The sequence below is a fragment of the Denitrificimonas caeni genome, assembly GCF_027498055.1.
Taxonomy (GTDB): domain Bacteria; phylum Pseudomonadota; class Gammaproteobacteria; order Pseudomonadales; family Pseudomonadaceae; genus Denitrificimonas.
On record NZ_CP114976.1, the window covers coordinates 1371339 to 1388605 of the forward strand.

At 49.2% G+C, this 17267-nt stretch carries 16 protein-coding genes; 3 read left to right on the top strand and 13 right to left on the bottom strand.

Annotation, left to right across the window (positions count from 1 at the left end):
• Window positions 1–52 precede the first annotated feature (52 nt).
• Window positions 53–784, bottom strand: a complete 732-nt coding sequence (minC, locus tag O6P33_RS06555; RefSeq protein ID WP_269819394.1) for a septum site-determining protein MinC — start codon at window positions 782–784, stop codon at window positions 53–55.
• A 110-nt stretch (window positions 785–894) separates the two neighbouring features.
• On the opposite strand from minC, the gene O6P33_RS06560 reads away from it, so the two are divergent.
• Both O6P33_RS06560 and O6P33_RS06565 read left to right on the top strand, forming a co-directional pair.
• Window positions 895–1815 carry a lipid A biosynthesis lauroyl acyltransferase gene (locus tag O6P33_RS06560; protein WP_269819395.1) on the top strand — a complete coding sequence of 307 codons (921 nt, stop codon included), beginning with the start codon at window positions 895–897 and terminating at the stop codon, window positions 1813–1815.
• Window positions 1816–1844: 29 nt separating this feature from the next.
• A complete protein-coding gene (locus O6P33_RS06565; RefSeq protein ID WP_269819480.1) occupies window positions 1845–3002 on the top strand; it encodes a patatin-like phospholipase family protein in 1158 nt (385 codons plus the stop codon).
• 5 nt (window positions 3003–3007) lie between these two features.
• Here the strand turns inward: O6P33_RS06565 and O6P33_RS06570 are convergent, their stop codons facing one another.
• Entirely contained in the window at window positions 3008–3727 is a 720-nt protein-coding gene (locus tag O6P33_RS06570) for a murein L,D-transpeptidase catalytic domain family protein (RefSeq protein ID WP_269819396.1), read from the bottom strand.
• A 330-nt stretch (window positions 3728–4057) separates the two neighbouring features.
• Here O6P33_RS06570 and O6P33_RS06575 point away from each other — a divergent pair, with 330 nt between their 5' ends.
• The gene (locus tag O6P33_RS06575) at window positions 4058–5560 is read left to right on the top strand and encodes a L,D-transpeptidase family protein (protein ID WP_269819397.1); all 1503 of its coding nucleotides are present in this window, start codon (window positions 4058–4060) and stop codon (window positions 5558–5560) included.
• Between the two features lie 60 nt (window positions 5561–5620).
• Here the strand turns inward: O6P33_RS06575 and cydX are convergent, their stop codons facing one another.
• The 11 genes from cydX to ccoG form a co-directional block, all read right to left on the bottom strand.
• Complete coding sequence (gene cydX / locus O6P33_RS06580; protein ID WP_269819398.1) at window positions 5621–5740, bottom strand: cytochrome bd-I oxidase subunit CydX; 120 nt, start codon at window positions 5738–5740, stop codon at window positions 5621–5623.
• Between the two features lie 112 nt (window positions 5741–5852).
• Window positions 5853–6992 carry a cytochrome d ubiquinol oxidase subunit II gene (cydB, locus tag O6P33_RS06585; RefSeq protein WP_269819399.1) on the bottom strand — a complete coding sequence of 380 codons (1140 nt, stop codon included), beginning with the start codon at window positions 6990–6992 and terminating at the stop codon, window positions 5853–5855.
• Between the two features lie 13 nt (window positions 6993–7005).
• Window positions 7006–8571 (bottom strand): cytochrome ubiquinol oxidase subunit I, encoded by a 1566-nt coding sequence (locus O6P33_RS06590; protein WP_269819400.1) that lies wholly within the window; start codon window positions 8569–8571, stop codon window positions 7006–7008.
• 357 nt (window positions 8572–8928) lie between these two features.
• Entirely contained in the window at window positions 8929–9477 is a 549-nt protein-coding gene (locus O6P33_RS06595) for an adenine phosphoribosyltransferase (RefSeq protein ID WP_269819401.1), read from the bottom strand.
• 23 nt (window positions 9478–9500) lie between these two features.
• Entirely contained in the window at window positions 9501–10235 is a 735-nt protein-coding gene (gene fnr / locus O6P33_RS06600) for a fumarate/nitrate reduction transcriptional regulator Fnr (RefSeq protein WP_269819402.1), read from the bottom strand.
• A 155-nt stretch (window positions 10236–10390) separates the two neighbouring features.
• The gene (gene hemN / locus O6P33_RS06605) at window positions 10391–11779 is read right to left on the bottom strand and encodes an oxygen-independent coproporphyrinogen III oxidase (protein WP_269819403.1); all 1389 of its coding nucleotides are present in this window, start codon (window positions 11777–11779) and stop codon (window positions 10391–10393) included.
• Between the two features lie 103 nt (window positions 11780–11882).
• On the bottom strand, window positions 11883–12566 hold the full coding sequence (locus tag O6P33_RS06610; protein WP_269819404.1) for a sulfite exporter TauE/SafE family protein: 684 nt from the start codon (window positions 12564–12566) through the stop codon (window positions 11883–11885).
• Window positions 12559–12771, bottom strand: a complete 213-nt coding sequence (ccoS, locus tag O6P33_RS06615; protein WP_269819481.1) for a cbb3-type cytochrome oxidase assembly protein CcoS — start codon at window positions 12769–12771, stop codon at window positions 12559–12561. Before ccoS ends, O6P33_RS06610 begins: the two co-directional genes overlap by 8 nt.
• A gap of 28 nt (window positions 12772–12799) precedes the next feature.
• The gene (locus tag O6P33_RS06620) at window positions 12800–15205 is read right to left on the bottom strand and encodes a heavy metal translocating P-type ATPase (protein WP_269819405.1); all 2406 of its coding nucleotides are present in this window, start codon (window positions 15203–15205) and stop codon (window positions 12800–12802) included.
• A 66-nt stretch (window positions 15206–15271) separates the two neighbouring features.
• On the bottom strand, window positions 15272–15772 hold the full coding sequence (locus O6P33_RS06625) for a FixH family protein (protein ID WP_269819406.1): 501 nt from the start codon (window positions 15770–15772) through the stop codon (window positions 15272–15274).
• A gap of 14 nt (window positions 15773–15786) precedes the next feature.
• Complete coding sequence (gene ccoG / locus O6P33_RS06630; RefSeq protein WP_269819407.1) at window positions 15787–17190, bottom strand: cytochrome c oxidase accessory protein CcoG; 1404 nt, start codon at window positions 17188–17190, stop codon at window positions 15787–15789.
• Window positions 17191–17267 lie beyond the last annotated feature (77 nt).

The window sequence follows — 17267 nt, forward strand, 5'->3', positions numbered from 1 at the left end:
AAGGGTAGTTGAATCATTGATTATAAAGTGTTCACTGCCATAAAGGTATAGATCAGAGTGCAGAGATCTGCAACTGTTCCTCATTTAGACAAGTTTGTGTGGCTTTCCCCCATAAAGGGTCACGGCGCAGGTCTTCAGCAACCTTATATTGACCGGCAATTGATAGCAGCTCAGCACCCAGCTGCTGGCAAAAAATACGAGCATCAAGGTTGCCATTGATCCCCGCCAAGGCGCGGCCACGTAATGGGCCATACACATGAATATTGCCATCGGCTAAAAGTTCAGCGCCGGCGCTGACTGCAGCCAGCACAATTAAGTCTGAGTTTTTCGCATAAATTTGCTGGCCACTGCGCACTGGCTGAGTAATGATTTTTGCCGGCATAAGCTCTGGCTCCACTGGCTCAACCACTTGCGCAGTAGCAGGGGTTATTGCTAAGGGCCGTTCGCGGGCGTTGCTCGGTGCTAATACCGCTATATCTAAGAGATTTGCTGCGGCTATGTGTTCTGGAGATTCGGTGCGCACAGCCAGTGCACGTAGACCGTGTTGACGGCAGATGCTGAGTAAACTTGCTAAGTCTAAAGGCTGAGCACCCTCGGGGTATTTATCTAACGCGAGAATAATTGGGGCATCTTGGAAAAACTGCGGTGCTTGCTCAACTTTCTCCGCCAACTGTACGTTTAGGCGGTCTGGGTCATTGGCGGTGAGTTCTAAAATAGTTAAGGCGAGCATACTGCCTTTAAGCTCAAACACAGACCGATTCTCAAGAGGATCTACTTGATTCATTGAAGGCTCTACGAAATATAAAAATAAAAGTGAGTTATAGCGCTAAGCTTGGCAGGCTGCAAATGCATAAGCCATGTAGAATGTAAGTTTTACGCTGTTTGGTGTTAAGTATGAAGCATTCTGGATTTGATATCGCCTTTTTGCATCCACGCTATTGGTTGTTGTGGTTGGGATTGGCGCTTTTATGGTTATTAACCCAGTTACCCTATGTGTTTTTACTGGCCCTGGGGCGTGGTTTAGGTCGCATCATGTTGTATCTGGCGGGCAGCCGTCGGCATATTGTGCGACGCAATCTTGAGTTGTGCTTTCCGCACTTGAGTGAGCCTGAGCGCGAGCAGTTATTACGAGAAAATTTCGCTTCGATGGGCATCGCTTTTTTTGAAATGGCGATGAGTTGGTGGTGGCCGAAAAAGCGTTTGAGTAAACTATTAAAAGTGGAAGGTTTGGAGCATTTGCAAGCAGCGCAAGAGCAAAACCAAGGGGTTATCTTAATGGCGATCCATTTCACCACTTTAGAGATTGGCGCCGCTTTATTAGGTCAGCGCCATACCATCGATGGTATGTATCGCGCGCACAACAACCCAGTCTTTGATTATGTGCAGCGTCGTGGTCGTGAGCGCCATAATGCTGATTCGCGTGCCATTGAGCGTGAAGATGTGCGCGGAATGTTAAAGGTACTGCGTCAAGGACGAGCCATATGGTATGCACCAGACCAAGACTATGGTCCAAAACAGAGCCTTTTTGTACCGCTATTTGGTGTCCCAGCTGCTACAGTGACAGCCACAAGTAAGTTTGCCAAGTTGGGCCGCGCGCAAGTGATCCCCATGACACAAACACGTTTACCCCATGCCCAAGGTTATCTGATAAAAATCGAGCCAGCCCTTAGCAACTTCCCAGGCGCTTCCGATGAGGAAGATTGCTTACGGCTCAATCAGTGGGTTGAGCAGGCGATTAGTCAGCAGCCTGAGCAATATTTATGGGCGCACCGGCGTTTTAAAACTCGACCTGAAGGTGAGGCGAAGCTGTATTGAAAACAGAGGAACAGGCAGCTGCACTGAAAATATTGCAGGATGCCAAAAAGCAGGCCACCACTGGCTTGATACTCTCCGGAGGTGGTGCCCGTGCTGCATATCAAGTGGGTGTATTAGCGGCTATTGCAGACTTACTGCCGGAGTCGTCTGACAACCCTTTTGAAGTGATTGTGGGGACTTCAGCGGGTGCGATTAATGCAGTGAGTTTGGCCAGCGGTGCCTTAGACTTTCAGCAGTCAATACGCAAGTTAACGGCTGTGTGGCAAAGTTTTAGCACCAATAAAGTGTATCGCACAGATTGGCTGGGCGTCTTGCGGCAGGCCGGGCGTTTTGTGGGTAAAAACCTATTGGGCTTTGGCCGCGGCTTAGAGCCTATTGCCTTGCTGGATAATGCTCCGCTGCGAGAGTTGCTGTTAAAAGAATTAGACTTTTCTGGGATCAGTTTATCGGTCGCGCGCCGTAAGTTACGTGCAGTGGCGATTACTGCCTTTGCTTATCAATCTGGGCAAGCCATTACCTTTTATCAGGGGCGCGGTAATATTGAACCCTGGACGCGACATCGGCGCCAAGGCTTGCCGGCCCGTCTGCGGGTTGAGCACCTCATGGCCAGCTCAGCCATTCCTTTGCTATTCCAGCCAGTGCGCTTGAATTACGAGTACTTTGGCGATGGCGCGGTGCGTCAAGCTGCGCCCATTAGTCCAGCCTTACATTTAGGTGCAGATCGTGTTTTGGTGATTGGAGTGCGCAGTCAGCAGCAAGAGGAGGAAATCATTCCCAAAACGGCGCGACCACCGACTTTAGCGCAAATAGGTGGCCACCTATTAAACAGCACTTTTATTGATAACCTAGAATCTGACTTGGAGTTGCTTGGGCGTTTAAATGAGCTGGGCCAGATGTTGCCCGAAGAACAGCGCAGTAAGCATTTAGGGCTTTCTCCGGTGGAGGTCTTAGTGATTTCCCCGAGTAAAAGTATTGATGAAATTGCTGCGCGGCACCGCCATCAGTTGCCAGCCTCCATACGCTTGTTTTTACGCGGCCCCGGTGGGATGCGTACCAGTGGTGGTGGCGTTTTAAGTTATTTGTTATTTGAGCGCAGCTATTGCAACGAATTGATCGAGCTGGGCTATCAAGATGCCATCAGTAAGAAAGATGAGCTGTCTGCTTTTTTAGGCATCAGCCCATCGTGACTTAATTAGCTGTCATCAGCATTGCTGTTGCCTGTGCGGCTCGCCACTTGTTGTGTGCGACAGTTTAAGTAAATTGAGCTTTGCAGCCACTCTTGGTCTGGGTACCAAGAAAACATAAACTGACCGCCTTTTAGGTTGTCGACCACGGTGCGACCAATTTCAGGGCGCACTGCTGGGCAACCTTGACTGCGACCAATGCGACCTTGGCTTTTGATCCATTCCGGATTTACATAGTCAGCGGAGTGGATAACGATAGCTCGTTCACGAGCGCGGTCGTTAAAGCCAGGCTCTAAACCATCCATACGTAATGAATAACCGTGCTTGCCTTGGTAGCTTTCTGCTGTGCGAAACAAACCAATACTGGACTGATGACTGCCGTTGGTGTTGGAAAAACTGGTGGCGAAATTATCACCTGAGCGATTGCCGTGGGCGACAAAGTCATGCAAAACCAGCTTTTCATTCTGTAGGTCAAAAATCCATAAGCGCTTGTCGCTGGACGGTAATGAGAAATCGATCACTGCTAAACGGTTAGCGGGCTCTGCACCATTGTTTAATGCGCATTGCATGGCGCTTAAAGCGGTGGATAACACCTTACTATCTAACGTTGGTGCAGCTTGCGTGAGGGCTTTAGACAGCTGAATGGGAAGGGTTGCGGCAGATGCGTAAAAAGTGCTTAAACTGGCGGTGGCAACAAAAAATGAGCGAATAAAAAAAGTACGAAGCATAAAAATGATCTCAATACAGCACAAAGAGTGCATGATAAAAAATTAGGTTAGGACCTACTGCTGCATGTGTCTCTGTGTTGTTGTTTTTATAATTGTGATACAACGGACTTAGCAGGCGTCTTCTAATGCGGTGCGCATATTTAAGTCGCGTATCTTAACAGCTCATTGAATGGATCCAAACTCTTGCTTAAAAAATACACATGGTTGGCTTTGGCTATTGGCCTCACTCATAGCGCGTTCAGCTCTGCACAGTCTGAATATAATGCAGAGATACTGGCGACTACGCTCAACTCGATGCCGCAAATATGCGCAGTGGAGCAGCAACACCGTTTGTCGAAACAATCAATTGCGCAGCTGCAAGCATTCTATCAGGCGGTGGACTTTGCGCCTCTGTGGCAGGATGCCGCTCAGCGTCAACAGTTGGCAGAGCTGATTTTAGATACCCAATATGACGGCCTAGAGCCGGCAATGTATCAGTTGCCACCTTTACTGCTGTCGGCGCAAGTTGCAGCAGAGCAGCGGCAGGTGTGCGATGAGTTGTTATTGAGCCATGGTTATTTGCAGGTGTTACAACATTTGCGAGATGGCATTCTTGATCCTGAGACGGTCGAGCCTTATTGGCATGAGGCCGCTCTTGAGACCCCTGAGCAGTTGCCCATTGCAGAAGTGGCAGCCGCTGGCTTACCTTTTTTACCGCAAGTTTTTGCGGCGGTACGGCCACAACACAGCACCTATCAAAAATTACGTGAGGTATTAAAAGACAGTGACCTGCTCAATCAGCCCGACTGGGGCAGTGTGCCGGTAGCTGGTAAGTCGTTACGGGTGGGCATGCAGGATGTACGCGTGCCTGATTTACGCCAGCGTTTGCAGTTGGCCGGCTATATTGCTGCAAGTACTGATGAGGCTTTAACTCCGGTGGAAACGGTTGCCGGTGAAACCGTCGCGGTTGATTCGCTGCTGTATACCGATGAGTTGGCAGCCGCGGTGAAAGCTTTTCAGCAAGATCACTACTTAGAAGATGATGGCATTGTTGGGCCGGCGACTCTGCGGGAGCTTAATATCACCCCTGAGCAGCGGTTAATGCAGGTGCGTGTTAATCTTGAGCGCTTACGCTGGTTGGATAAGCTGCTGGAGCCAACTATGTTGGTTGTGGATATTGCTGGCGCGCGCTTATTGTACTTTCGTGATGGTGATATTGTTTGGCGCACCCGTACTCAAGTTGGTACCGTGCGTCGGCAAACTCCTCTGTTGAAGTCGCGCATTACACATTTGACCATCAATCCGACTTGGACGGTGCCGCCAACGATTTTGCGTGAAGATAAACTGCCAGCGATTCGCCGTGATATAGGTTATCTGGCGCGCAGCAATATGAGCGTGCTGGATTACAATGGCAATGTGCTCGACCCTTACAGTGTGAATTGGCAATCACCTTCAGGGATTATGTTGCGTCAAGGCCCAGGGCCAAGTAACGCTTTGGGCTTAGTGGCTATCCGCTTTGCCAATCCTTTTACCGTGTACTTACACGACACTCCCAGCCAGCATTTGTTTGGCCGTGCGACACGCACCGTAAGTTCTGGGTGTGTGCGGGTTGAGGATGCGCAAAGACTGGTGGATCATTTACTCTTTGCTGCGACCGCACAAGAGCGTCAGCGCATTGAGCAAATCCAAGCCAGTGGCAAGACGCGTAATGTGAATTTACCGCAGCCAGTTCCGGTTTTACTCGCTTACTGGACGGTGGAAGTGGATATGGACAATCGCTTACGCTTTCGCAGTGATAACTATGGACATGACACCAAAGTTGCTGCAGCACTGCAGGCGGCGCAACAACGCTAAGGTCATTGCTGCAATAAAAAAGCCGCTACTTATTATGAGTAGCGGCTTTTTTGTAGCAGATTACTGAGGTTTGGAATCGCTTTCAGCATCTAAGTCGAATGATCTTTCTAGCCAGAGGGCATTAATAATTGCCATGCTGCAAGCTAAAAGTACACCTAAAATCCAAGTGAAATACCACATATAAAACCCCTTAAGTCAGTGTCTGCGCCTATCCAAATTACTGAATAAGCTGCTTGGGTCTAATCCGAGTGCTGCCACCTTATTTAGTAGCAGCACTCCTTATCTAAGTTGCTCAGTAAAGACCGTGTGGGTTGTCATCAATGTCTGAGACTTTAACAGTGCCCCACATTTTGATGTAGCTCCAGAGGGTATACAGCAAAATAATAGGTACAAAGATCGCTGCGGCAACAAACATAATACCTAGGGTTTTATGACTGGATACCGCATCCCACATGGTTAAACTGGATGATAAATCAATGCTGGATGGCATCAGGAATGGGAATAGGGCAAAACCTGCGGTACAGATCGTGCCAGTAATTGCCAAAGAGGATCCTAAGAAAGCGAAGCCAGAGCGTTTAGTGCTGGCGCCTAATAGAGCCACGACACCACCCAGAATACCGACAATGGGCGCTAGGCGCATAATTGGGTAGTGCGCGTAGTTGGCCAGCCAGCCGGGGTTGTTTTTCGCAACAGTTTTGCCCAGCGGATCAATCGCACCGTTAAAGTCGATCACTGAGGTAACGCTATAACCTTGAATAGCTAACCATAGCCACAGGCCTGCACCAATAAAGGTGATCAGGTAAGCCATTGAGAAGATTTGCGCAGCATTGCGTGAGCGCTGGAACACCTGCTCATCTGTGCGCATCATCAGCCAAGCTGCACCGTGAGTGGTCAGCATGGCAACGCTGACTAAGCCAACAAGGATGCCGAAGGGGTTAAGCAGTCCCCAGAAACCGCCGGTATAGGTGATGCGCATGGTGTCATCGAGCATAAAGGGAACACCCAAGAACAAGTTACCAAAGGCAACCCCAAACACTAAGGATGGAACAAAACTGCCAAGGCACAGTGTCCAGTCCCAGCGTGCACGCCAGTTCACATTATCCAGCTTGCTGCGGTAGTCAAAACCCAGTGGCCGCGTGAATAAGGCAAATAGCACTAGCAGCATGGCCCAGTAAAACCCAGAGAACGACGCGGCGTAGACAATTGGCCAGGCGGCAAACAGCGCCCCCGCGGCGGTGACTAACCAGACTTGGTTACCGTCCCAGTGCGGAGCAATGGTGTTAATCACCACGCGACGCTCGCTGTCAGTCTTGCCAACAAAGGGCAATAAAATCACTGCCCCTAAATCAAAGCCATCGGTTAGGGCAAAGCCAATCAGTAGTACACCAACCAGCACCCACCAAATGAGTTTTAGAGTTTCGTAATCAAACATTTCGTCACCCCCCTTATACGTTTTTAGTGGTGTTTTGTTCGAAATGGTAACGACCCGTATGCAAGCAGCTTGGACCTTTGCGCGCAAAACGAATCATTAAGTACATTTCAATAATAATTAACACAGTGTAAATAGCAGCAATGGTAATAATCGAACCTAACACATCACCAACTGACAAGGATGAAGCAGAGAGGAAGGTGGGTAAAACCTCACCAATTGTCCAGGGTTGACGACCCATTTCCGCAACATACCAGCCTGTTTGTGCCGCAAGCCAAGGCAATGGCAGGCTGTACAAGGCAAAGCGTAGCAGCCATGGTTTGTGCTCTTGAGTATGCTTAGTGGATGCCCAGAAGGCTAAGGCAAATAGCACCAGCATTAAGAAGCCAGAACCCACCATGATCCGGAATGCCCAGAATAAGCTTGGCACGTTAGGAATGGTGTCTGCAGCAGCTTGCTTGATTTGCTCTTCAGTGGCATCTGTGACGTTCTCGGTGTAACGCTTAAGCAGCAAGCCGTAGCCGAGGTCGTCTTTAACTTCGTCAAACAGAGCAATATTTTCTGCAGAGCGATCACCTTGGCGCAGCGTTTGTAAACGCTCATAGGCAATCATGCCATTGCGGATACGAACTTCATGCTGTTCTGTTAGCTCTTGGATACCTGCAACTTTTGTATCTAAGGAGCGGGTAGCAATGATACCCATCGCATAAGGGATCTTGACTGCGTAGTCGGTTGTTTGCGTTTCCATGTTTGGCCAACCAAACAAGGTAAAGGCTGCTGGTGCTGGTTCAGTCTGCCACTCAGCTTCAATGGCGGCTAGTTTGGTTTTTTGCACATCACCAAGCTCATAGCCTGACTCATCACCGAGGATGATAACCGAAAGAATTGATGCCATACCAAAGGCTGCAGCAATGGCAAAAGAACGACGGGCAAAGCCCATGTCACGCTTTTTCAGTAAGTACCAGCTAGAGATTGCTAGGACAAAAATTGAACCTGTGACATAGCCGGCGGCCACTGTATGCACAAACTTAACTTGCGCCACAGGGTTGAAAATCAAGGCGGCAAAGTCTACGACTTCCATGCGCATGGTTTCATAGTTGAACTCTGCGCCTACTGGGTTTTGCATCCAGCCGTTGGCCACTAGAATCCACAATGCTGACAGGTTTGAACCAATCGCCACTAACCAAGTTACCGCCAAGTGCTGGCGCTTGCTCAGGCGGTCCCAACCAAAAAAGAATAAACCAATAAAGGTGGACTCTAAGAAGAAAGCCATTAAGCCTTCAATGGCCAGTGGAGCACCAAAGACGTCACCGACATAGTGACTGTAATATGACCAGTTGGTACCGAACTGGAATTCCATAGTGAGGCCTGTGGCAACCCCAATGGCAAAGTTAATACCAAAAAGCTTACCCCAGAATTTAACCATATCTTTGTAGACTTCTTTGCCGGTCAAAACATAGACCGACTCCATAATGGCCAGCAAAAACGCCAGACCAATGGTCAAGGGTACAAAGATAAAGTGATACATTGCCGTCATCGCAAATTGAAAGCGAGACAGGTCAACCAGTGTTTCCGAGATCATCGCGCATACTCCCCGGGTGCGTATTGTACTGATAGTGTACTTTTCATAAGTGCACTGAGAAATCCAGTTGAACTTCGAAAAATACATCGGACATAAGTAGATCTATGCATGTAAAGCACTCTTATATATATATAAGGTTTATACATTATGTCACTGAAATCTTGATTAAAGACAAGAAAAGGCGGCGACCGGTTGTCGCAGTGTGCGTTTGAGCACAGAAATTGAGCAAAGGGCAATGCGGATGACTATCAGTCGAGCAGGGAACACGGTGGCCAAGTGAAGACTGTATTTACGCGGGCGAGATAAGAATAAGCAAGGCCCACGGGAGAGGGTGTGGAGTGGGCCTTGCTATTGCGATTAGTGTTCGTTAAGGGTAAAGGCTGTTAACGTAAAGGTTGGCACACCAATGTCTTGCATCAGTTGTGAGCCTTCTAATTCGGGCAAGTCAATGATTGCAGCTACTTCGTAGATGCTAGCACCCATTCGGCGAATTAAACGTGCTGCGGCAACAAAGGTACCGCCACTGGCAATGATGTCATCAATGAGAAGAACTTTATCCCCTTCAGTTAGGCTGTCAGCGTGCACTTCGAGCATGGCCTGCTCATATTCAGTGTCGTACGGCTCGCTCAATACATCGGCCGGCAGCTTGCCTTGTTTGCGAAATAACACCAAAGGTTTGTTCAGCTCATAAGCCATGGTAGAACCGAGCAGGAAACCGCGAGATTCAATGGCACCGATATGAGTGAAATCACTGCCAACATAACGCTGTACTAAACCGTCAATGACCATGCGCATGGCGCGAGGTGACTGAAACAGCGGGGTGATATCGCGAAAAATCACTCCTTTTTTAGGGAAATCCGGAATAGGACGAATTAAAGATTTAATTGCAAACTCATCAAAAATCATACTGTGAACCTCTCTTAAACAGCTCAGTTATCTAAGTTGCCGCCCGCCAATGCGCAGATGTCAATTAGGTTAATTAGATTAATTTCTTTGCCTTCAGCAATTAGCAGTTCATTTTGCTGGAAGCGAGTAAACACGCGCGACACTGTTTCTACAGCTAGACCTAAGTAGTTACCTATTTCGTTGCGTGACATAGCTAAGCGAAATTGTTGTGGGGAGTAGCCGCGCGCTCGAAAACGTGCGGATAAGTTCACTAGAAATGTGGCAATGCGCTCATCGGCAGTTTTCTTGGACAACAACATCATCATTTGCTGGTCATCACGAATTTCACGGCTCATGATGCGCATCAGTTGGCGGCGTAGTTGCGGCAAACTGGCGCTTAGTTCGTCAAGTCGCTCAAAAGGGATTTCACAAATGGAAGTGGTTTCGAGTGCAATTGCTGATACAGGGTACAGTTCCGTATCCATGCCAGATAAGCCAACAAACTCACTGGGTAAGTGAAATCCGGTAATTTGTTCTTGGCCACAGTCGGTAACACTAAAAGTTTTTAGGCTGCCGGAGCGCACGGCGTAGACTGAGGCAAAGGTGTCACCTTGTCGAAAAAGAAACTCACCACGCTTTAGCGGACGGCTGCGTTTGACAATGTTATCAAGGGCATCAAGGTCTTGTAACTCTAAGGACAGGGGTAAGCAAAGTGTGGCTAAGCTGCAGTCTTTGCAATGCGCTTGGTGTGGGTTACGCACACTGGTTATTTCGGCCATACCATGATTCCTGATCGATTAACGACATAAAAATAATGGCTTTAGATTACCTGAGCAAACACGAAGCTGCCACTTTGTTTAATGACTGCGGCTTTTGCCCGCAGCGGCAAGTGATGGTTTGGCGCAGCTTAAGTAGGGTTGTGCGCAAGCCGAATTTAGATGGCTTGGGTTATTACCGGCGCATTCAGATTGCTTTGCGTAAGGTAGCGGTCAAACAATTGACAGACAGCTAAAGTAAATAGGCGTCCTTGCGCAGTTATAGTCAGGGCTTGCTGTGAGATTGTGAGTAGACCGTCATTTTGCATACGCTCAATTTGTGGCCACAGCGCTTTAAAGTAGTCTTGAAAGTGGATGCCATAGCGTCGTTCAAGGCTGGCAAAGTTAACGCTAAACTGGCAGCTCAGATCATGGATAACGCGGCTGCGAATCAGGTCGTCAGGATTGCAGAGGATCCCCCGCGCAGGAGCCAATTGTTGGTTGCTTAAGGCAGTTTGGTACTGAGTTAAATCAGAGGTGTTTTGATAGTAAAGGTTGCCCAGTTGACTGATAGCCGAGACGCCAAAGCCAATGGTGTCGCAATTACGGCAGGTGCTGTAGCCCTGGGTGCCATGCTGTAGAGTGCCGTCTTCTTGTGCTGAGGCAAAGTCATCATCTGCTAAAGCAAAGTGCCCCATGCCAATGTAGCCATAGCCAGCAGCATTGAGCAGTTGCTGAGCTTGTTCTAGCATTTGCGCTATAGCTTCAGCAGTGGGCAAATCTGCAGCATTAATGCGCTGCTGAATACGGTACTTTTGTGGTTGGTGCTGAAAACCTTGTAAGACTACGCGATCAGGAATGAGTGCCAGTACCTCTGTTAATGCTTGGGTAAAGGAAAAAGGCGTTTGTTTGGGCAGACCATAAATTAAGTTAATGCTCACAGTGCGAAACTGCAAAGTTCGCGCGGCTTCCACTATATTTTGCGTTTGCTCAATGGTTTGTAAGCGGTTGATTGCTCGCTGTACATCTGGAGCTAAGCCTTGCACTTCGATATTAACGCGGTTGAAACCAATGTCGCGTAAAACCCCCATGGTCGACCAGTCGGTTTCGCGCGGATCAATATCAATGCTGTACTGGCTGAAGTTGTTGCTGTCGACATTAAAATTGTCTTTTAAGTAACCCATTAACTGGCGTAATTCGCTGGGATTTAAAAAAGTGGGTGTGGCGCCACCTAAATGCAGCTGTTCAATACTTTGTTGTGGGTTTACGTGCTTGGCAATCAAGCGCATTTCTTGTTCAAGGCTGTGCAAGTAAGCAGTGCTGCGACTGCGGTCTTTAGTCACGATGTTTTTTTCAGTGCCGTAATAACATGCATTCGCACTGAAGGGGATGTGGACATTTAAAGCCAGCGCGCGCTGTGCTTGGCGGCTCGTGCGCAAGGCGCTAAAACGTTCAAAGGCGCTGATGTTGTGCTGAAATTGCTCGACTGTAGGGTATGAGCTGTATGGTTTATTTAAGCGGTGGTAGGTGCGAAATAAACTTTCGTTCCATTCAGTAGTGTGAGCCATGTGATTTTATTCCCTAGTCGCCAAGCCTTATCTGCGAGTATAGGGTGCGCAAGTCGTATTGCTGTTGATCTGTATCAAGCGTAAATCTTTGCTGTAGGCCTTATTAATGCCCCATGAGCCAATGCTGGTGTGGGCCGGGTAAGGTCCAGAGTCCATAGAGGATCACCATGAGCCCGGCTGCGTAGCGCACGTTTTTCTTCCGCAGAAAGGCTGTTACACGCTCAGCGGCTAAGCCAGAAGCGAGCAATACTGGCCAAGTCCCTAAACCAAAAGTAAACATCAGTAGTGCGCTGGTTGCAGCATCGCCCTGACTGGCAGTCCAAAACAGCGTGCTGTAGACCAAGCCACAGGGCAGCCAACCCCAAAGAGCGCCAAGCAGCAAAGCTTGCGGTGTGCTGGTGACAGGAAGTAAGCGCCCAGCAACTGGTTGGATATATTTCCACAGGTGACGGCCAAGGTTTTCAATGCGGGTTAAGCCATGCCACCAGCCGGCTAAATATAGGCCTAAGCTAATCAGTAATAATCCAGCAATGATACGTAAAGCCGCTGCCGCTGGGGTTTGCTCCACAGCCCAGCCCAGCAGCCCAAACAAAAAGCCAGCAACGGCGTAGCTACTGACGCGGCCTAGATTATAGGCAATGATCATGCGCAGGCGCTTGTCTTGATGCTGTTTGGGAATACTCATGGTTAAAGCACCCATCAAACCACCGCACATGCCTAGGCAGTGACCGGCGCCGAGCAAGCCAAGAATAAATGCGGAGGCCAGCAGTGGGATTAAATCAATCATGTTTAGCGGTATCGCTTGTCTCGGCTGGGGCGTTTTGCTTTTTTACGCTAGCAATGTGCATTGGGTCTTCATCGTCAAATAAAATGCTGTGTGCTGGGCTGTCTAGGTCTTCATACTGACCATTATCTACTGCCCAAAAAAATAACCAAATTGCTAAGGCAACAATAATCATTGCTGCTGGAACCATCACATATAAAGCTGCCATCATGTGCCTCGCTAAAATATTGCTACGTTCACTCACTAAAGCGGGTCAGGCGTAGTGCGTTTAACACCACGAGCAGTGAGCTAACTGACATGCCCAGCGCTGCCCATCCTGGGGTGACCCAGCCAACAGCGGCAAAGGGGATTACTAAGCCATTGTACAGAGTTGCCCAGCCAAGGTTTTCAATAATCACGCGACGTGTTTTCTTCGCGACGCTCAGTGCGCTGACTAAACTACTGAGGCGGTTGGAAAGCAAAATCGCATCAGCGGTGGTTTTTGCTAAGTCAGTGGCACTGCCCATGGCAATACTGATATCCGCAGCGGCTAAGACTGGCACATCATTGACACCATCGCCCAACATCAGCACGTGACGGCCTTGGCTGTGCAAGTCTTTTAAGACATTGAGTTTATCATCTGGGGTAAGACCACCACGGGCATCTTCAATCTGCAATTGTTGCGCAATGTGTTGAACCATCGGCGAGCTATCGCCGGACAATAACAACACGTGCCAGCCACGAGCACGACAGGCGTCGAGTAATGCTGGCGCATCTGCGCGTAATTGGTCATCCAGGGCAAACCAAGCTAAAGCTTGTTGGTGATCACCAAGTAGCAGCCACTGGCCTTCGGCACTGGGCATGGCCGGGGCTGGATAGTCGCCTAAAGCACTGACATAGTCGGGCCGACCAATCCGCAGTTGCTGGCCCTGGACTGTGCCTTCAAGGCCTAAACCGGGCGCGCTGCTAACATTGTGAGCGGCCAGCTGAGTACGACCAAAAGCACGGGCAATGGGGTGCTCGGAGTGGCTTTCCAAGGCTGCGGCGAGTTGGTGGCAGTCATGTTCGTTCAACTGTGCCAAGGGCAGAATGCGTTTTAAGGTGAGTTTGCCTTCCGTTAAGGTGCCAGTTTTATCAAAAATAACTGTATCAACTTTCTGAAAGCTTTCTAACACATGGCCTTTGGTGATCAGTAAGCCAAGCTTGTGTAAGGAGCCGGTGGCTGTGGTTAAGGCTGTCGGAGTTGCCAGGGAAAGTGCGCAAGGGCAGGTGGCCACTAATAGCGATAAAACCACCCAGAAGGCTCGGGAAGGGTCGATCTGCCACCAGACCAGACCCACAATTGCCGCAATCAGTAATACGCTGATTAAGAACCACTGCGCTACAGTGTCCGCCAGTTCAGCCAGGCGTGGTTTTAATGATTGCGCACGTTCCAGTAAACGTACAATCGCAGAAAGCTGAGTGGCCTCACCGAGGGCTACAACATCAATGGTCAGTGGCCCTTCAATATTTAACGTGCCAGCTGCAACTGTGTCGCCAGGCTGTTTGGTTAGAGGTAGGTACTCACCGGTCAGCAATGATTCGTCCACGCTGGATTGGCCGCTTAGAATACGGCCATCGGCAGGAATGAGGTTGCCCGGAGGAACTAAAAGCTGATCACCTTGTTGCAGCTCGCTGAGTAAAATACGCTCGCTATTGCCCTCCGCAGTCAGGCGCAAGCACGAAGCGGGCAGCAAGTTAACCAACTGTGTGGTGGCTGCGGTAGTGCGCTCACGTGCACGGCGCTCCAAATAGCGACCGGACAATAAAAACAGAGCAAACATGCCTGCGGCATCAAAATATAAATCACCTTGGCCGGTAACAGTTGACCAAATACCGGCAGCATAGGCCCCGGCAATGGCCAGCGAGACCGATACGTCCATGGTCAGGTGCCGTGTTCGCAGGTCACGCAGCGCTCCGGTAAAAAATTCACTGCTGCAATAAAAAACGATGGGGGTGGTGAGGATTAAGCTAGTCCAGCGCAGCAAACCGTCCATGCCCGCCGAAAGGTCGAGGTTAAACTCTGGCCAAGTGGCCATAGAGGCCATCATCACTTGCATCCAGAGCAAGCCTGCCACACCGAGTTTGCGCAGCGCGCGGCGGTTATCCGCTTGCATTTGCTCGCTGACTTTGTCGGGTTGCCAAGGGTGGGCGGCATAGCCAATGTGCCGGATAGTTTTCATCAGGTCTGAGAGCGCGACTTGCTCTGCATCCCAGCTGATAAACAAACGGTGGTTGCTTAAATTGAGTGTGGCTTCCAGTACGCCCGGCAATTGTTTAAGGTGTTTTTCGATCAACCAGCCGCAGGCCGCACAGGTAATACCTTCAATCAGTAGGCGAGTTTGGCTGATGTTGTCAGAGGTGCTGACAAAAGGTTTTTGGATGTCTTCACGGTCGAGTAGAAGCAGCTCGTCAGGCAGCACCCCAGGTAGCGCCTCTGGGTTGGCTGAGGGTTCGCTGCGGTGCTGGTAATAGCTTTCTAGGCCGCCAGCAATGATGGTTTGTGCTACCGCTTGACAGCCCGGGCAGCAAAAAATGCGCTCTTCCTTGAGTACTACAGCGGTATAGGCATTACCGGTAAGAACCGGTAAGCCGCAGTGAAAACAAGATACAGGCGTAGCCATAATAGTCAGCTATATAAATAAAACAGTTACCACTAAAGCCTGTCATCACAGGCCAGTGGTTGAGGCTTATTCGCCCAGGGTAATGGGCTGTTGACTTACCAAGGTGTGCTCTTCAAACAAACGCCAGTCTTCAGCATTTTCTGTGCCGAGAATCTCGACAAAACGGCGACCTTGGATATCTTCTTCTAATAAACCACGGTAGGTGTCAGCGCTCACCGGCTGCAGCACGATACGACGGTCACGCTCAGGTTGGGTTGGCGATATAAGGTTGAGTACCAAGTGTTGTGGTCTGCTGTTGCCATTGAGGACAAACTCAACCTGGCCAATTTTACTGTCTAAACTGAGCACACCGCCAATCTCTAAAAGATCAGCCAAGCGCTCGCGCTCAAGTGAGGTGTTAATGCCTTTGCCGGCATCATAGTAGTTATCCACCACTAAGCTGTCGGCATTACGGATTGAGATCGTCAGTAAAGACAGCCCGAGCACCACAGAAAAACTGAGCATACCAATGATAAACCAAGGCCAAAACTCTTTATACCAGGGTAAAACATTGTCTTCAGGCTGCATACAAGATCCTTAAATTAACGAATGGATGGGCCGAGGAAGCGGCTTTCTGCTGATCGGCTAATGTCTTCATCATCAGTGGAGTAAATCTTAAACTCAACTGTGTTGGTGCTGGAAGGAATATCTTCAATGTCCACTGAAATGGAGACAGGGACAGATAAAATCTCGCCAGCAGCAGCTGTGATGTGGTTTTTGCCTTCAAGAGCCAAGCCATTGAGGCCGCTGGCTTCAATCATATAGACATGGTCTTTTTGATCTTTGTTCATGATTTTTAGAGTGTAGACGTTTTCGATCCGACCTTCTAAGTTTTCCCGGTAGGGGGTGCGGTCTTTAATAACGTTGAGCTCAACTAGAGTGCGGTTGAAAACCGCGTAGCCAAATAAGCTACTCATAATCAACAATGCGGCAGCGTAGCCAATCAGGCGTGGACGAATAAGCTTGGTTTTTTGCCCTGATAAGTTGTGCTCTGTGGTGTAGCTAATCAACCCTTTTGGATAGCCGACTTTAAGCATTACGTCATCACAGGCATCAATACATGCGGCGCAACCAATACAGGCAATTTGCAAGCCGTCACGAATATCAATCCCAGTTGGGCAGACATGTACGCAAAGCTTACAGTCAATACAGTCACCTAAACCTTCAGCTTTATAGTCGCTGCCTTTGCGGCGTGGACCGCGCTTCTCACCGCGCTCTGGGTCATAGGAGACAATCAAAGTGTCTTTATCAAACATCACACTTTGAAAGCGTGAGTAAGGGCACATATGAATACAGACTTGTTCGCGTAACCAGCCGGCATTGAGGTAGGTAAGTAGGGTGAAAAAGCCCACCCAAAAGTAAGCCCAGCCATCAGCTTGCCCGGTGAGTAGTTCCAATGGCAGTTCGCGGATGGGGGTGAAGTAACCGACAAAAGTAAGCCCGGTAATGAGCCCGATACTGATCCACATAAAATGTTTTGCAGCTTTACGCAAAAACTTATTAGCAGACATAGGCGCTTTATCAAGCTTCATACGTGCGTTGCGGTCACCTTCAGTGACTTTTTCGCACCACATGAAAATCCAAGTCCAGACGCTTTGTGGGCAGGCATAACCGCACCACACGCGACCGGCAAAAACTGTAATAAAAAACAAGCCAAAGGCGCAAATAATGAGCACCCAAGAGAGCAGCATAAAATCTTGTGGCCAATAAGTTGCGCCAAAAATATAAAACTTTCGTTCAGGTAGATTCCACCATACAGCTTGGCGGTCACCCCACTGCAGCCAAGCAGTGCCAAGGAACAAAAGAAACAGGAAGACGCCAAAGACAATACGGATGTTGCGGAAGATCCCCGTAAACGCGCGCGTGTAAATTGCCTCTCGCTTAGCGTATAAGTCAACGCTGTCTTTTTTCGGGGTGATATTTTTTACAGGTATTTGTTCAGTCATCAGGGGTACCGCTGCGGTTTTTAAAATACTCGGCCAGCGTGTGCTGGCCGAGGTTAGCTTATAACTGCTTTATATGG

Coding starts and splice junctions, on each gene's coding strand:
- minC (WP_269819394.1), bottom strand. CDS start 784: ATGAATCAAGTAGATCCTCTTGAGAATCGGTCTGTGTTTGAGCTTAAA.
- O6P33_RS06560 (WP_269819395.1), top strand. CDS start 895: ATGAAGCATTCTGGATTTGATATCGCCTTTTTGCATCCACGCTATTGG.
- O6P33_RS06570 (WP_269819396.1), bottom strand. CDS start 3,727: ATGCTTCGTACTTTTTTTATTCGCTCATTTTTTGTTGCCACCGCCAGT.
- cydX (WP_269819398.1), bottom strand. CDS start 5,740: ATGTGGTATTTCACTTGGATTTTAGGTGTACTTTTAGCTTGCAGCATG.
- cydB (WP_269819399.1), bottom strand. CDS start 6,992: ATGTTTGATTACGAAACTCTAAAACTCATTTGGTGGGTGCTGGTTGGT.
- O6P33_RS06590 (WP_269819400.1), bottom strand. CDS start 8,571: ATGATCTCGGAAACACTGGTTGACCTGTCTCGCTTTCAATTTGCGATG.
- O6P33_RS06595 (WP_269819401.1), bottom strand. CDS start 9,477: ATGATTTTTGATGAGTTTGCAATTAAATCTTTAATTCGTCCTATTCCG.
- fnr (WP_269819402.1), bottom strand. CDS start 10,235: ATGGCCGAAATAACCAGTGTGCGTAACCCACACCAAGCGCATTGCAAA.
- hemN (WP_269819403.1), bottom strand. CDS start 11,779: ATGGCTCACACTACTGAATGGAACGAAAGTTTATTTCGCACCTACCAC.
- O6P33_RS06610 (WP_269819404.1), bottom strand. CDS start 12,566: ATGATTGATTTAATCCCACTGCTGGCCTCCGCATTTATTCTTGGCTTG.
- ccoS (WP_269819481.1), bottom strand. CDS start 12,771: ATGGCAGCTTTATATGTGATGGTTCCAGCAGCAATGATTATTGTTGCC.
- O6P33_RS06620 (WP_269819405.1), bottom strand. CDS start 15,205: ATGGCTACGCCTGTATCTTGTTTTCACTGCGGCTTACCGGTTCTTACC.
- O6P33_RS06625 (WP_269819406.1), bottom strand. CDS start 15,772: ATGCAGCCTGAAGACAATGTTTTACCCTGGTATAAAGAGTTTTGGCCT.
- ccoG (WP_269819407.1), bottom strand. CDS start 17,190: ATGACTGAACAAATACCTGTAAAAAATATCACCCCGAAAAAAGACAGC.